Raw genomic sequence first — 14,627 nt, 5'->3', positions numbered from 1 at the left:
CATGGTTGAATCAACACGCAGAGAGTGGCCGCTCAAACGACTCATGACCGAAATAATCGGGTCTGGCCCGAAGTCGTCAGAGGATATGACCAGAGAACAAGCCATGGAAGCGTTCCGTCGCATCCTCAACGATATCCCGGATCCGACGACGTTGGGCGCGTTCTGGTTAGCCAACCGGTGGAAGCGGAACACGCCCGAAGAGCTTGCGGCCTACATCGACGTGATGGCCGAAGAATCGGTTTCGTTCGGCGTGCCCTCCTGTGATCCACTCGACTGCGGCGCGAACTACGACGGGAAAAACACGTCAGCGCTGCTGGGCGTCGGCGCGGGTGTCGTCGCTGGTGCGGCCGGGACGCCGGTCGTCGTCCATAGCGGGGAGCGCGTTCCGACACAGAAGGCGTGTGCCTACAAGCACGTGCTCGATGAACTCGGCGTTCGAACGGCGCTTTGTCCCGAGGAAAGCGCCGCGATGACCGACGATATCGGGTTCGGATTTTACTATCAGCCTCACGCCAACCCCGAGGTGCACGCTCTTACCGACCGGCGCGATCAGATGGGCGTTCGGACGTTCGTTAACACGATCGAGACGCTCGCCAATCCGGCGCGCGCGAACGCTCATCTCGGGAGTTTCTACCATCTTCCCTACGCCAAACGCATCATCGATACGTTCGCCGCCAGCGAGCAGTACGATGTCGATCGGATCGTCATGTTTCAGGGGATGGAGGGGTACGACGACGTTCGCCCCGGTTCAACCAAAGTGGCCGTCTCGACCGACGGCGAACTCGAAGATTTCGATATTGAAACCGCCGAGTACGGGATGGATATGACGAGCGACGATCTCGCCGTTCCGGATGTCGCCGCCGACTCCGCCCGGATCACCGAGGAGGTGGTGTCCGGCGATCGGACCGACGAGTTTGCCGACGCGATCGCGCTCAACGCCGCGCTCAGGATCTACGCCCGCGACGACGCCGACACCATCGACGAGGGTCTCGTCATGGCCCGCGAGGCGATGGACGACGGGCGCGCTGCCGAGACGCTCGCTGCGCTCAAAGCGTTCTGAAGAGCTGACTGCTCCGACCGGGATCCTTTTCCCCGTGCCGGGCAACGACCGATACGCATGAGCGACAATCCGCACGCCCGACTGCACACGAATCACGGAACCATCGAATTCGAACTGTTCGAAGACCGCGCCCCACGCACCGTGGAGAACTTCATTGGGCTTGCTACCGGCGAGACGGAGTGGACCGATCCCGAGACCGGCGAGACGAAACAGGGCGAACCGCTGTACGATGACGTGCTCTTCCATCGCGTCATCGAGGGCTTCATGGTTCAAGGCGGGGATCCGACCGGCACGGGCCGGGGTGGGCCTGGCTACCAGTTCGACGACGAATTCCACGAGGAACTGTCTCACGAGGGACCGGGCATCGTGTCGATGGCGAACTCCGGGCCGAACACCAACGGCTCGCAGTTTTTCATCACGCTTGACGCCCAACCCCATCTCGACGGCAAACACGCCGTGTTCGGTTCAGTGACCGACGGGATGGATGTCGTCAGCGAGATCGGTGCGGTCGAGACCGACGGCCAAGACCGGCCGGTTGAGGACGTGGTGCTCGAATCCGTCACGATCCATCGATAACGAACGGGACGACCGTCGAATATCGCTTTCTGGTTGTCAAACGGTGGCCGGAACGACAGACCCGCGTCGACGCAAAGGATACACGAGAGATACGGTGGCAAGTACCATATCATCGGGTACGACGACCATATTGAACTCGTTCCTGTTGTGGACAATCTGCCTGCAGCGGTCCGTGCGGCGGCTGGCGAACTGCAGGACGTTCCCAGTGCGGAGATTCGTACGGATATCGAGGAGGAAGCGAAGGCCGACGCTCGGGGAACGGCTTCGGACCGATGAGGGGATGACGCTGTTCGACTCCTTTCATGCGGCAACGGCAACAACACAAGCAACGGCCGTCCTCTCTTCAGAAAATGATTATGATACTATCGATGTCGATCAGATTCTCCTCGAACCGACTGGGGGTGATAGCTTTCACAGATGTATAAATATCGAATTCAATTATTAGAGCGATATTGTGTTTGAGCAGTGTGTACACTGCTTTGCTATGGATATCGAGAATTTTATTAATCGGTGAAGGAGAATGTGTGTCGTGTCGTCGGTCTCCGACCTTCAACTCGCTGCACGTCGGTTGGTGGAACTGCAGAGCATCAGATCAAAATTATTCGATTGTCGGAAGAACGCTTCGTATGGACTGGAACGATGTATCTTGACCTACCAACAACCAACGTGGGGAAGGCGAGAGCTCCGGACTGATCTTAACGAATGTGAGTGGTCGATCTATCAATATACGAGCTTGCTTCATATGCTAGGAGAGATGTGTGACCGGACTCGGAATGAGTTCGACGTTCAGCTACAGAACTGTTCACAAATACGGTATGAAACACCCAAGCTCATTGGTATTCGTCACGCTATCCATCACAACGGTCTCATTGGACTAAACATCGCAGAGATACCGGATCTTCCTGAGCCCGTCGTTGTGATGCCCGCTCAGAGTATTCGAGAGCATGGAAATTGGGGCAATGGGCATCCCAAATTTCAAACATTCTTCCATGATGTATCTGGGAATATCATTGTGATGCAGTCGATTCTCGAACGGAGTGGGTCGGTAACCACTGTGCTCATTGAGGAGTATATACACAAATTGTACAGTACGTTCGGAGAAGATGAGCTCTCAAAGGAAGCAGCGAGTGTTCAGATATACCACTAATCAGTCGGATCAGGCATGTCGAACGCGTCGTTATCCGCAACCCTGGAGTCGTGAAACACGAGCGTAATTGAGTCGTATTCCTCGGCATCAATAACTTCTGGATACCTCTGCTGTGTTCGTGTTTTCTCCTGTGAGGTGTTCCAGTCGGTTGCCATCTCTATCCTCTATGAAAGGATAGTTCGACCGACCGTAAATAAGTATCGTTGGCGTTCACTCAAAGCGCGTGTTCGGTCGTTCGAAGTTTCTCGCCAATGTCGCCTCATCGATCGAGAGCACGGTGGGGCGGCCGTGCGGACAGGCGTAGGGCTGTTCACACGCACCGAGCTGTTCGATGAGAGCGGCGGCCTCCTCAGCGGAAACTGTCTCACCGGCGCGCAGGGAGGGATGACAGGCGAGATCGGCTAGCAGCGCATCGCGTGGATCTTCGGGGTCCTCCCCAGCGAGGAACGCGTCAAGCACGTCCTGAACCGCAGCACCGTCAGCAACCCGACCTAGCGGCGCGGGCAGTTCGGTCACCCGGTAGGTGGTGTTCCCGAACGGTTCGACCTGAAACCCAAGCGACTCGATTGTCTCGCGGTGTTCGTCGAGCGTTGCACCTTCCGCTGGCGTCAACGAAAGCGTCTGGGGTGGATCGAGCTCGACTGATTCGATCGCGTCGGCCATCTGTTCTTGGAGTCGCTCGTACGTAATCCGCTCGTGGGCCGCGTGTTGATCGAGCACCAGCAGGTCGTCACCCTTCTCACAGAGCAGATACAGCTCACGGAACTGCCCGATGACGGATACGTCCTCGAACGCCGACGTGCGCTCGGTATCGATAGAATTCCCATCGAACGAAAATTCGGCACGCCGTGAGAGATCCCGCCCGGAGAGTGCTTCTGAAACCGCCTGCTCGACGGCGGTCGCTACCGCTTCATTGTCGTCGAACCGGACGGATTCTTTGGCAGGGTGGACGTTCACGTCGACGCGTTCGGGTGGGAGGGTGACGGTGACGATAGCGATCGGATACCGATCGGAAGCGAGGAGACTCTCATAGCCCGCGACCGTCGCGTTCCGGATCGTCGCCTCTGAGAGCGCGCGACCGTTAACGGCAGTGTAGACGTGTGTCGGCTTCGATCGCGTCACGGCCGGATAAACGAGCGATCCCTCGACGCTGATCACGCCCGCGTCCGTTTCGTGTTCGGACGCGAATTCGGTGCTCTGTCCGGCGATCGACCGGTCATACACTGACAGGATGGCGTCCGTGCGCCCGGTTCCCGGTGTGGACAGGACCGTGTTCCCATCGTGTATGAGTCGGATCCGTACGTCGGGGTGACAGAGCGCGTATCGAGAGACAGCCCGGCTGATGTGGCCGAACTCCTGTGTTGGTGACCCGAGCGACGCCCGCCGTGCAGGAAGCCGCGAGAACAGTTCTGTCACCTCGACAGTGGTCCCGACGCCGCGCCCGGCCGGTTCAACCGTCTTCTCATCCTCGACAGTGACACGCGTTCCGCCGACGGAGCCGGCCGTTTTTGTCGTCAGTTCGAGGCGGGCGACAGTGGCGATGCTCGGAAGCGCTTCGCCGCGAAATCCCAGCGTCTCGACGCGGTCGACATCCGTGGCGTCTTCGATCTTGCTCGTGGTGTGGCGCTCAACGGCCAGCGCAGCGTCGGCTTCGTCCATCCCGTGGCCGTCGTCGCTCACTTGGAGTCGGTCAAGTCCACCGTTCTCGACAGTGATCGAGATTCGAGTCGCGTCCGCGTCAAGCGCGTTCTCTACGAGCTCAGTGACGACGTTTGCCGGACGAGTGATCACCTCGCCCGCTGCGATGCGTTCGATGGTGTCGGTGTCGAGTGTTCTAACGACCGTCATCGATTCGCCGCTGGAAGTCGTTGAGCGTCGTGAGGGCTTCGAGTGGCGTCATATCTGCAATCGAAAGCTCACGAATGTCCGATTCGATCCGCTGTCGCGTTTCCTCCGATCCATGTCCGTTCTCACCCGGAGTGACGGTCTGAACAGGGGAATCGTTGTCGGTCTCCGTGACTGTAGACCGGCGTTCGTGGCCGTTTGACCGCGCTATGCGCTCGGTGTCCGTGTCATGGGACTGGTGTTGCCGTGGGATCCCTTCCGCAAGCAACGTCTGGGAGCGTTCGACCACTGGCTCGGGGACACCCGCGAGCCGCGCTACCTCGACGCCGTAGGAGGCTTCCGACGCCCCCGGCACCACTGTGTGGAGAAACGTCATCTCCTCACCGCTTCGGTCGACAGTGAAATGCAGGTTCATCACATCCGGTCGACGGTCAGCGATCGCCGTGAGGTCGTGATAGTGGGTGGCAAAGAGCGTCATCGCGTCGATCTCGTCGTGAATGAACTCAGTCACGGCCCACGCGATCGCGCGCCCATCGGCGGTGCTCGTCCCGCGACCGACTTCATCGAGCAACACGAGCGAGCGCTCTGTCGCGTCGTGGAGGATATCGGACAGCTCGGTCATCTCGCGCATGAACGTCGACTGTCCCCCGGCGATGTCGTCGCTCGCGCCAACGCGAGTGAACACACGGTCGACAACGGGAAGTCGGGCTTCATCGGCGGGCACGAAACTCCCAAGCTGTGCGAGGACAACGATGAGCGCGACCTGACGCATGTACGTGGATTTACCGCTCATGTTCGGACCGGTGATAACGGCGATCCGCCCGTCTGTGAGGTCGGTGTCGTTCGGAACGAACGACGGTTGGGTCGTCTCCACGACGGGATGACGGCCGGCGTCGATGTGAATCTCGTCGCTGTCGTCGATGAGCGTGGGTCGGGTGTAGCCGCGCTCACAAGCCACGTGTGCGAGCGTGGCGAGCACGTCGAGTTCCGCGAGCACCGACGCTACGTGTTGGACGCGTTCGGCCTCCTCAGCGATTTCCGACCGGATCTGAGTGAACAGCTGGTACTCCAACTCATCAGCGCGCTCGGCTGCGCCGATGATCTCGTCTTCCCGTCGCTTGAGCTTCGGCGTGTAGAAGCGCTCTGCGTTTTTCAACGTCTGTCGACGGGTGTACTCCTCAGGAACCCGGTCGAGATTGGGATTGGTGACTTCAATATAGTAGCCGTGTACCTCGTTGTATCCGACGTTCAACGAATCGATGCCGGTGCGCTCCCGTTCGTGGGCTTCGAGATCGGCCACCCACTCCCGGCCGTCGCGCTCGGTCGCCCGTAGCGCGTCGAGTTCCTCGTCGTATCCTTCCTGAATGACATCGCCCTCAGTTACTTCGATCGGTGGCTCCGCCCGAATAGCTTGACCGATGCGGTTCCGAACGTCACTGAGGTCATCTAACGCCTCTCGGCGCTCAACGAGTGGGGTTCGTTCTGCGTCCGCGAGCACCTCTTTGAGTTCCGGTATTACATCGAGCGTCGATTTGAGCGATCGAAGATCACGGGCGTTCGCCCGGCCACGCGACACGCGGGTGATCAGCCGTTCGATGTCGTACACGTCGTACAGCAACTCCCGCAGTTCGTCCCTGAGCAGCGACCGATCACACAGTTCCTCGACAGCGTCGTGTCGGCGTTCGATTGCCATGCGGTCGAGCAGCGGACGGCGCAGCCAGTGGGTGAGCGCTCGTCGTCCGAGTGCGCACGCCGTTTCATCCAGCACACCCAGCAAGGTGTGTTCGTCGCCGCCGTCGCGGTTTTCGAACAGTTCGAGTCCCTCCAGCGCGGTCGCGTCCAACCGCATCGCCGCCCCCGGTTCGTAGCGAGTAATCCGCGTGATGTAATCGAGTCCGCCCGTGGTCTCGTCCTGAGTGTACTCCGCGTAGGCGAGCAGCGCGCCACACGCCCGCAGCTCTGCGGTTGAATCGAGCACTGCGTCCGGTGATGGAACGTACGCCCCGACGCGCTCCTCAGCAACGTCGGGATCGAACGCCTGTTCACGGAACGTCGTTTTCATCCCTTCGATGGTGAACGCCCCGGTCTCGGGTCCCGTGATGACTTCCGACGGATCGAGGCGGTCGAGTTCGTCTTGCACCGTGGTCTGATTCCCGCTCGTAACCCGAAATTCGCCGGTCGAGAGATCCAGAAACGCCACTGCGTGCGTCGACGACCCGGCGTCGGTGTCCGTCGGTCCGGTCAGACAAGCGAGGTAGTTGTTCGATTCGTCTGTGAGCAACTCCGCATCCAACACCGTTCCCGGTGTGATGACCCGTGTGACCGCCCGGTCGACCACGCCAGACGCTTCGGAGGGGTCTTGGACCTGATCCGCGATGGCGACCCGGTAGCCGGCGTCGAGCAGCGTCTCGATGTAGGACGCTGCGTTGTCGATCGGGATCCCCGACATCGGATACGATCCCGAGGAGTCCTCTCGCTTGGTGAGCGTGATCTCTAACAGCCGCGCGCTGATCTGGGCGGCCTCACAGAACGTCTCGTAGAAATCACCGACCTGAAACAACACGAGCGACTCATCGAACTCCGCACACAGCTCGAAATACTGGCTCATCATCGGGGTGAGATCCTCCCGATTCTCGGCCATCTTCTCCGGCGGTCCCGTCCCTTGCATACCTTACTCCCGACGATCCAACCATTTAGCCTTCCGGGACTTCTTCTCGGAACGTAGGACATCACTCGACACCGACGCGCTCCGAACCTCGCTGAGTGGTGCCGACAAGCGCAACCGAGCGAATAAAATCTTGCTAACGAATACCACGGATCAACGAATTACTTTGATAAGTGCTTGCTACCCCTGGTATGAGCAACGATCGGGCGTACGTCTGCAACGTTGAGGGAGCTGTGTGCGACGACAGCGCGTATCTCCTCGGAACGCGCTCCAAAGAAGAGGACCACGCCGCTGGCGAACTCAGTCTGATCGGCGGCACGGTCGACGCCGAGACCGATGACGACGTTTTACAGACGACCGTTCGCCGGGAGATCCGAGAGGAAACGACAGTCGAGGTGGGGGAGATGGTAGCTGGCGAGGTCGTCGTCCCCTCAACCGCGGCCAAACAGCTTACAGTTCGGTGATTCGAACGTGACCGGGTGAGCAAAAACGCGAGCACACCGCTGTCGGTGACGACCGCTGCCTCGGTCGTGGGTGGCGGCGAGACATACAATCAGTGTACAGATCCGGGGCGAGCCGACCGGGTCGTCGATTCGCGGGCTGACTTGCTCGCGGCGCTTGATGGAGCGTCCGATATTGTCGTCTACGTCGCTGATGACGCAGAGATCGATCTCACCGGTGAGTCGAGCATTTCACTTGGGAAAGGCGTTACCCTTGCCTCGGGACGCGGCCGGGACGGTTCTGAGGGTGGATTGGTGTACACCGACGGCCTCCCGCGCTGGCTGTTTCGCTCGCGGGCTGCGAGCGTCCGCGTGACAGGACTCCGACTCCGTGGCCCACGAACCGACTACTTCGATCCGCGAGAGGAGTTTTCCGACGCAACGGCGGCGTACAGCTGCGGGCTACACCTGTTTGGCGACACCGCCGAAGTCGACAACTGCGAGCTGTTCGGATGGCCACACGCCGCGATCGCGTTCGGAGCGCGCGACCAACCCACGGAGGGCTTTGCCCACCACAATGAGATCCATCACAACCGAATGGAGACGCTCGGCTACGGTATCGAGATCTACGACGGGTGGAGCCGGATCGAACACACGCATTTCGACGCCAACCGACACGCTGTCACCGGCTTTGGCTACGACACCAACGGCTTTAGAGCGCACTACAACCTCATCGGACCGTCACCCGTCTCCCACGCCTTCGACATGCACCGGCTGTCCGAGAACGTATCGTGTGAGGACGACCTTCTCGCCGGACAGAAGGTGTCAATTCAGTACAACACGTTCGCTTACACCCACGATTCGCTAGGCCGGTCTCAAGAGGCGGTAGACATCCGTGGGATTCCAGCCCAACAGTCGACTGTCGACCGGAACTGGTTCGCCCACGAGCGTGAGCCGTCCGGCGATCGCGGCGAGGCCGTCCGCCAAGGGATTGACGAACCGTTCTGTCGGCTTCGCGTGGGATCGAACAACCACTACGGTCCCACGGTCCCCGACGATCCCGAAGTCGGCTGCCCGCGTGACAGCGACCAGTCGCGGCATACGCAAGAATCCGATTCTTCGGTGCTCGATACGCTCATGCGCTTGACTGATGTGATACGATCACGATAAATACCTATGAGTCTTTTATCACGGACTGTACCACCAACCACACCGAAGTTCCTACCAATTATCAGAATAGTTCTGACACCAAACGATGATGGCCGGATGAACTCAGTACTCGCGGATCAGAACGCCATCGAACCGCTCGAAATGTGAGACGTTGCGGGTCACGACCGGCTCCTCGTAGTCGAGTGCTGTTGCAGCAATCAGACAGTCGTCCAATTCGACCGATTCGTCACGGTTTTTCAGTTCGCCATGCAGTCGACCACCACGGAGGGCAATGGCACGCGTTACGGGAACGATGTCTTTTGTCGCCGTCACCGCCATCATTTCGGAGAACTCATCGACTGACTCCGCCGCACGCGTGACGCCGGTTTGTAACTCGGCCATCGTAATGGCAGACACTCGCAGTTGATGCGGGGAGCCTTCAAGTTTGCTTGCACACCGGAGTGCGTCTGGATCTCCATGTCGGATATCGATGAGAAACGAAGTATCAAGTATCATTCATATTCTCGGTCAGCTCTTGAGCCGTTTCCTCTGTCGATCTATCGAGGCTCGTGCTCGCGTCATCGACAGCGTCAGCGAATCCATCATCGGGCGTTCCAGTGCCTGCAAACTCCAAGAGGGAGCGTTCCCCGGCCAGGCGCTCGACAACATCGCCAAAACTCTCACCCTCCCGTTTGCGACGTTTGAGTCGTTCGTACGCAGTCTCACTCACAGCGATGGTCTTGGTTGCCCCCATACTTATAGAGTGTTGTGCTGATCCTATAAGCCTTTGTGCTCCCGTCGTCTGTGCGTTTCGCAATCGGTTCTGATAAAGTTACGAGCGCATACCCCCGTTTTTAGGCGGGGGGCAAGCGGACCATAGCCTACACACCCACCGACGACGCCACGGCTGGATTTCCCACCGTTCTATCGGTAGTATTAAGACGCCGACGGACCATAGTGTGCAATACGGATGAAGACCACACGGCACGCAACCTACAACCTCAACTACCACATAGTGTGGTTGCCGAAGTACCGACAGTCGGTACTCAAAGGCGAGGGTGCCAGTCGTGTCCGGTCCATCCTCCACGAAATAGCCGACGACAAAGGCGTCGAAATTCTCGACCTCACCGTACAGCCCGACCACGTTCACCTGTTCGTCAGTAGCCCGCCCAAGAACGAACCGGCACTACTCGCCAACTGGTTCAAGGGTATCTCCTCGCGCAAATACAACCACCGATACGCCGACCACGACGGCGAGAAAATCGGATGGGCGCGAGGCTACTACGCAGGGACTGCCGGGCACGTTTCGAGTGAAACAGTCGAGAACTACATCCAACAACACAAGGAGGGCGACTCGTGACCGAACTCACGAAGACGCTCGAACTCAAACTGGTAGAGCCGAACGCCCACAAGTGGCGGAAACTCCGAGAACGCTATCGAGTGGTACGTCAAAATCCCGCACCACGAGGACTACCACCTCTGGATGCCCGCCCAACCGAATCCCGAACAGCGGGACTGGTTGGAAGCGTTGAACGCGGGAGATGCCACGATGGGCGAGAGTCGGCTGTTCGAGCGGGACGGAACGTGGTATCTCCACGTTACCGCCACCCGCGACGTAGAGGAACGCTCCGAGGCATCCGCCGAAGAACGGACGCCCATCGGAGTAGACATCGGGAAAGCGTCACTCGTCACGGTGTGTCACCGCGACGGCCACGGTTCTCCGCCCGCGCCCGAACTGTGGGCCGACGAGGGCAAGACTGTTCGTCGGCTCCGCAAGACCTACTTCACCGCTACGCGCCGACTCCAGACGCGCGGAAGCGAGCGTATCGGGGAGTCCTTCGGGGACGATATATGGAACCAGATAGACGACGTGTTCCACCGCGTCACCCGCGAGGTCGTGGAGTACGCCGAGTCCGTCGAGAATCCCGTTCTTGTTCTGGAAGACCTGACGTACATACGGGAGTCGATGGACTACGGCGACTTCATGAATCGGCGTCTCCACGGATGGGGATTCGCCAAACTCCACGCGCAGATACGCTACAAAGCCGTCGAGAAGGGTATCCCCGTCGAGACGGTGAACCCGCGCAACACGTCGAAGGAGTGCCACGCTTGTGGTGAAGTGGGGTATCGCCCGCGACAGGCGACGTTCAAGTGTACGAACGACGCTTGCTGGATGGGCGAGTACCAAGCGGACGTGAACGGCGCGATAAACATCGCAGACCGCTACCTCAGCGGAGAGAGCCATCCAAGAGAACACACGGATGGCGATGACTCGGCTGAGGATGGGGGGCGTTTGACCGCCCCGCAAGACACCCAAGCCGATGCTACCACAGAGGAGACGCTTGGAACGTATGCGTCTTGAAACCATAGGGCCACGACCGGCCTGAAATCCCGTGGTGGGATTCCCGCGTCTTTAGGCGCGGGAGGAGGTCAACGTTCGTTGGGCATGCCAGCAAAACCATCATCAGTACAGATAGTTGAAATGACCAGATGCGAAAATGAAGGCGACGTCGGTATTCGATCACGGACAGTCCATCGATACGATTGCAGTGTCTTCGTGGCCTGTCGAGAACGTGGCTACGGGTATGGCGACCGTCGCCCGTTCACAGTCGAAAAATACCGTTGTTACAGTACGATACGCCCCGCGATACCCCACCGATCACTCGACAGTGACGCTTTTGGCGAGATTCCGTGGTTTGTCGATGGGTCGGCCGAGTAACGCTGCGGCGTGGTAGGAAACGAGTTGGAGCTGAACGTTCGCCAGCAACGCGGCCGTTCGTGGCGTGCTCTCGGGGATTTCGAGGACGTGATCGGCGTAGCGTTCGACATCGGATACGCCGTCAGTGACAGCGATCACCGGCGCGTCGCGGGCTTCGACTTCCTTGACGTTGCCGATCGTTTTCCGGGCTTGCTCACCGTCGCCGGTGACCACAGCAAACACGGGCGTGTTTTCAGTGACGAGCGCAAGCGGGCCGTGTTTGAGTTCTCCGGCGGGGAAGCCTTCGGCGTGTTCGTAGCTGATCTCCTTGAACTTCAACGCGCCTTCGAGCGCGACCGGATGATGCAGTCCACGGCCGATGAAGAAGTAAGCGTCCGAATCATGGTACTCCTCCGCGATCTCTCGGGCATTCGTGTCGTCAAGGATCGCCTGCACGTTGCTCGGAAGATCCCGCAAGCCGGCAATGACCTCGCGGTCGTCCTCCGATCCGTTCAGATGGAGCGTCAGCAACGAGAGCGTAATCAGCTGTGAGGCGAACGTTTTGGTCGCTGCCACGCCGATCTCCGGCCCGGCCCGGATGTACAGGGCTTCATCACACTCACGCGCCGCCGTCGATCCGACGACGTTCGTGACCGCGAGGGTTTTCGCCCCGCGATGGCGGGCTTCCCGCAGCGCGCTGAGCGTATCAGCGGTTTCACCGCTCTGGGTGACGCCGATAACCAGATCGTTCTCAATGGGGGGCACGCTCGTGGCGTACTCGCTCGCAATGAACGCTTGGGCTGGGATGCCGATCGATCGGAACAGCTGTGCACCGTACAGCGCGGCGTGATAGGACGTTCCACACGCAACGAACTGGACGGCTTCTGGGTCGAGATCACTGAGTTCGTCGAGGATCACTTCGCCCCCGAACTCATCGACCCGCCCTTGGAGACACTGGCGCAGCGCGCGCGGCTGTTCGTGGATCTCCTTCAGCATGTAATGATCGTAGCCGCTTTTGCCCGTCTCCTCGGGATCCCACTCGATCGTGTTGATCGATTTTTCAACCACGTTGCCGTCGGTGTCGGTCACCCGCCAGCCGTTTTTGTTGATCACGGCGAACTCGCCGTCGTCGAGGTAGACGACCTGATCGGTGAACTCCCGGAACGCCGGAACGTCGCTCGCGAGGAAATACGCCTCCTCGCTGATGCCGAGCACGAGCGGCGAGTCGTTGCGCGCGGCAAAAACCCGGTCGACGCCGGCGATCACGGCACAGATCGCGTACGCTCCCTCCAACCTCGAAATCGCGGACCGGACGGCTTCTTCAGGTGCCATCCCGGTTTCAAGCGCGGTTTCGATCAGGTGTGGGACGACTTCCGTATCCGTATCGCTGTGGAACTCGTGGCCGTCGGCCGCCAACTCGTCCCTGAGTTCCTGATAGTTTTCGATGATTCCGTTGTGAATAACCGCGATACGATCCGTGCAGTCCCGGTGTGGGTGGGCGTTGGTGTCCGTCGGTGGGCCGTGGGTGCTCCATCGCGTGTGTCCGATCCCGACTGGGTTGTCGTGTAACCCGTCGCCTTCGACCGCGCTGTCGTCGCCATCGAGTAGTGTCTGTCCCGAGAGGGAGGAGCGCAGCGCATCGAGTGTTCCTGCCTTCCGTCGAACGCTGAGATCCTCGTTCGAGAGCGCGACACCGGCCGAATCGTACCCTCGGTATTCGAGCTTCGAAAGCCCGTGCATCAGGGTGTCGAGTGTCTCATCACCGCGGCCGGCACAACCGATGATCCCACACATCAGCGGACCACCTCCGATCGCTCGGGGATGTGTCCATCGACAACGACGCCGGTGCCGATCCGGGCGTTCGTCCCGACCAGCGCGCCCGGCTTGCAGCGGACGCCGCCACCGGACTGCACCCGATCCGCGAACACCGCCCCGAGATGTTCGTCCCGGAATAGACTCTCGTTGATCTGCACGTCCGCCGGACCACCGGGAACGACCGTTCCGGCTCCGAGTTTCACGTCCTGTCCGGTCACGCAGTCGAGTAAGGTGCTCCCTGCCCCGATTCGCGTGTCCGTGTCGATGACGCTCGACTCGACAGTCGTGTTCGCCCCGATCGTCACGTTCTGTCCCAACGCTACGTTGGGACCGACGACAGCACCCGGTCCCAGTTCACAGTCCGGACCGATGACGACCGGTGGCTGGAGCGTCGCGTTTTCGTTGATGATCGCTCGCTCTGACACCCACACGTCCGTTTCGGGGTGATCGCCGTCGATGAGTCCGCGCTCGAGCAGTGCGCGCGAAACCGTCAGGAGATCCCACGGGTACGTCGCGTCGGCCCACAGTCCCTCGGTTCGGACGCCCCGAACGGTCGCCTCATAGATCAGTAGGTCGACCGCGTCGGTCAACAACAGGCTACCGCTCCGGCGCGTCGTTTCCGACAGAGCTGCAAAGATGCGTTGGTCGAACACGTACACGCCACCGTTGACGAGCCGATACTCATCATCTGGCTTCTCGATCAGTTCCACGATGGTTGAATCACGCATGACGACCGCCCCATACCTGTTTGCGGCCGGTCGTTCGAGCACTGCGAGCGTCGCCGCGTCGTCAGTTTTCGACGCTTCAAGCACGTCGGTGATGATCGATGGCTCAATCACTCGATCACCGTTCACCACAACGAACGAGCCATCGAGTTTCTCCTCTGCCTGTTGGAGCGCGTGCCCGCTCCCCAACTGTTTGGACTGGACGACATACTCGATCGGAACGTCTCGGTAGGTGGGTCCGAAATGCTCCTGAACCCGACTGCGTTTGTAGCCGACAACCAGACAGAGGCGTCCGATCCCGGCCTCGATGAGTGCGTCTAAAACGTATTCGAGAATCGGTCTGTTACCGGCTGGTAACATCGGCTTCGGACGGTTTCGGGTCAGCGGACGCAGACGGGTCCCTTCCCCCGCCGCGAGAACCACAGCGGTGTCAGTTGGCATAACCAACGTCACAACCGCCAGTGTTGTGAATGTTCTGACTTTGTCCGTCTCTAATAGAGTAATCGT

General features: G+C 59.8%; 13 protein-coding genes and 1 pseudogene. 7 read left to right on the top strand and 7 right to left on the bottom strand.

All coding sequences use genetic code 11. From position 1 onward, the window contains the following. The first annotated feature begins 1 nt into the window (after position 1). From EIK79_RS08295 to EIK79_RS18975, 3 genes are all read left to right on the top strand, one after another. Positions 2–1,060 (top strand): anthranilate phosphoribosyltransferase, encoded by a 1,059-nt coding sequence (locus tag EIK79_RS08295; RefSeq protein WP_124954656.1) that lies wholly within the window; start codon positions 2–4, stop codon positions 1,058–1,060. 57 nt (positions 1,061–1,117) lie between these two features. Further along, complete coding sequence (locus tag EIK79_RS08290; RefSeq protein ID WP_124954655.1) at positions 1,118–1,636, top strand: peptidylprolyl isomerase; 519 nt, start codon at positions 1,118–1,120, stop codon at positions 1,634–1,636. Positions 1,637–1,783: 147 nt separating this feature from the next. Next, positions 1,784–1,912: a hypothetical protein gene (locus tag EIK79_RS18975; RefSeq protein ID WP_267900530.1), complete on the top strand. Its 129-nt coding sequence runs from the start codon at positions 1,784–1,786 to the stop codon at positions 1,910–1,912. Between the two features lie 867 nt (positions 1,913–2,779). Here the strand turns inward: EIK79_RS18975 and EIK79_RS18055 are convergent. Genes EIK79_RS18055 through mutS form a run of 3 tightly spaced genes read right to left on the bottom strand, consistent with a single transcriptional unit; the run spans position 2,780 to position 7,296 of the window. Continuing rightward, positions 2,780–2,938: a hypothetical protein gene (locus EIK79_RS18055; RefSeq protein WP_185715566.1), complete on the bottom strand. Its 159-nt coding sequence runs from the start codon at positions 2,936–2,938 to the stop codon at positions 2,780–2,782. Positions 2,939–2,993: 55 nt separating this feature from the next. Beyond that, positions 2,994–4,631, bottom strand: coding sequence for a DNA mismatch repair endonuclease MutL (gene mutL, locus EIK79_RS08280; protein WP_124954653.1), 1,638 nt, complete (start codon positions 4,629–4,631; stop codon positions 2,994–2,996). Then, positions 4,618–7,296: a DNA mismatch repair protein MutS gene (mutS, locus tag EIK79_RS08275; RefSeq protein WP_124954652.1), complete on the bottom strand. Its 2,679-nt coding sequence runs from the start codon at positions 7,294–7,296 to the stop codon at positions 4,618–4,620. Before mutS ends, mutL begins: the two co-directional genes overlap by 14 nt. A gap of 188 nt (positions 7,297–7,484) precedes the next feature. Here mutS and EIK79_RS08270 point away from each other — a divergent pair, with 188 nt between their 5' ends. Together EIK79_RS08270 and EIK79_RS08265 are read left to right on the top strand one after the other, a co-directional pair. Next, complete coding sequence (locus EIK79_RS08270; RefSeq protein ID WP_124954651.1) at positions 7,485–7,757, top strand: NUDIX domain-containing protein; 273 nt, start codon at positions 7,485–7,487, stop codon at positions 7,755–7,757. A gap of 15 nt (positions 7,758–7,772) precedes the next feature. Continuing rightward, entirely contained in the window at positions 7,773–8,903 is a 1,131-nt protein-coding gene (locus EIK79_RS08265; protein WP_124954650.1) for a hypothetical protein, read from the top strand. Positions 8,904–9,005: 102 nt separating this feature from the next. Here the strand turns inward: EIK79_RS08265 and EIK79_RS08260 are convergent, their stop codons facing one another. After that, positions 9,006–9,398, bottom strand: a complete 393-nt coding sequence (locus EIK79_RS08260; protein ID WP_124954649.1) for a PIN domain-containing protein — start codon at positions 9,396–9,398, stop codon at positions 9,006–9,008. After that, positions 9,388–9,636, bottom strand: coding sequence for an antitoxin VapB family protein (locus tag EIK79_RS08255; protein ID WP_124954648.1), 249 nt, complete (start codon positions 9,634–9,636; stop codon positions 9,388–9,390). Before EIK79_RS08255 ends, EIK79_RS08260 begins: the two co-directional genes overlap by 11 nt. A gap of 216 nt (positions 9,637–9,852) precedes the next feature. Between EIK79_RS08255 and tnpA the strand changes: the two genes are divergently transcribed. After that, the gene (tnpA, locus tag EIK79_RS08250; protein ID WP_124954647.1) at positions 9,853–10,242 is read left to right on the top strand and encodes an IS200/IS605 family transposase; all 390 of its coding nucleotides are present in this window, start codon (positions 9,853–9,855) and stop codon (positions 10,240–10,242) included. A 66-nt stretch (positions 10,243–10,308) separates the two neighbouring features. Beyond that, positions 10,309–11,244 (top strand): annotated as a pseudogene (locus tag EIK79_RS08245) (RNA-guided endonuclease InsQ/TnpB family protein); the annotation flags it as partial. Between the two features lie 297 nt (positions 11,245–11,541). Here the strand turns inward: EIK79_RS08245 and glmS are convergent. Together glmS and glmU are read right to left on the bottom strand one after the other, a co-directional pair. Next, the gene (gene glmS / locus EIK79_RS08240) at positions 11,542–13,374 is read right to left on the bottom strand and encodes a glutamine--fructose-6-phosphate transaminase (isomerizing) (RefSeq protein WP_124954646.1); all 1,833 of its coding nucleotides are present in this window, start codon (positions 13,372–13,374) and stop codon (positions 11,542–11,544) included. Further along, entirely contained in the window at positions 13,374–14,561 is a 1,188-nt protein-coding gene (gene glmU / locus EIK79_RS08235) for a bifunctional sugar-1-phosphate nucleotidylyltransferase/acetyltransferase (RefSeq protein WP_124954645.1), read from the bottom strand. The genes glmS and glmU overlap by 1 nt, the downstream gene beginning before the upstream one ends. Between the last annotated feature and the right edge of the window lie 66 nt (positions 14,562–14,627).

This window comes from Halocatena pleomorpha, assembly GCF_003862495.1.
Lineage (GTDB): Archaea > Halobacteriota > Halobacteria > Halobacteriales > Haloarculaceae > Halocatena > Halocatena pleomorpha.
This window is presented reverse-complemented; position numbering and strand designations above follow the sequence as displayed.

Coding starts and splice junctions, on each gene's coding strand:
- EIK79_RS08270 (WP_124954651.1), top strand. CDS start 7,485: ATGAGCAACGATCGGGCGTACGTCTGCAACGTTGAGGGAGCTGTGTGC.
- EIK79_RS08255 (WP_124954648.1), bottom strand. CDS start 9,636: ATGGGGGCAACCAAGACCATCGCTGTGAGTGAGACTGCGTACGAACGA.
- glmS (WP_124954646.1), bottom strand. CDS start 13,374: ATGTGTGGGATCATCGGTTGTGCCGGCCGCGGTGATGAGACACTCGAC.
- tnpA (WP_124954647.1), top strand. CDS start 9,853: ATGAAGACCACACGGCACGCAACCTACAACCTCAACTACCACATAGTG.
- mutL (WP_124954653.1), bottom strand. CDS start 4,631: ATGACGGTCGTTAGAACACTCGACACCGACACCATCGAACGCATCGCA.
- EIK79_RS08290 (WP_124954655.1), top strand. CDS start 1,118: ATGAGCGACAATCCGCACGCCCGACTGCACACGAATCACGGAACCATC.
- EIK79_RS18055 (WP_185715566.1), bottom strand. CDS start 2,938: ATGGCAACCGACTGGAACACCTCACAGGAGAAAACACGAACACAGCAG.
- mutS (WP_124954652.1), bottom strand. CDS start 7,296: ATGCAAGGGACGGGACCGCCGGAGAAGATGGCCGAGAATCGGGAGGAT.
- EIK79_RS08260 (WP_124954649.1), bottom strand. CDS start 9,398: ATGATACTTGATACTTCGTTTCTCATCGATATCCGACATGGAGATCCA.
- glmU (WP_124954645.1), bottom strand. CDS start 14,561: ATGCCAACTGACACCGCTGTGGTTCTCGCGGCGGGGGAAGGGACCCGT.
- EIK79_RS08295 (WP_124954656.1), top strand. CDS start 2: ATGGTTGAATCAACACGCAGAGAGTGGCCGCTCAAACGACTCATGACC.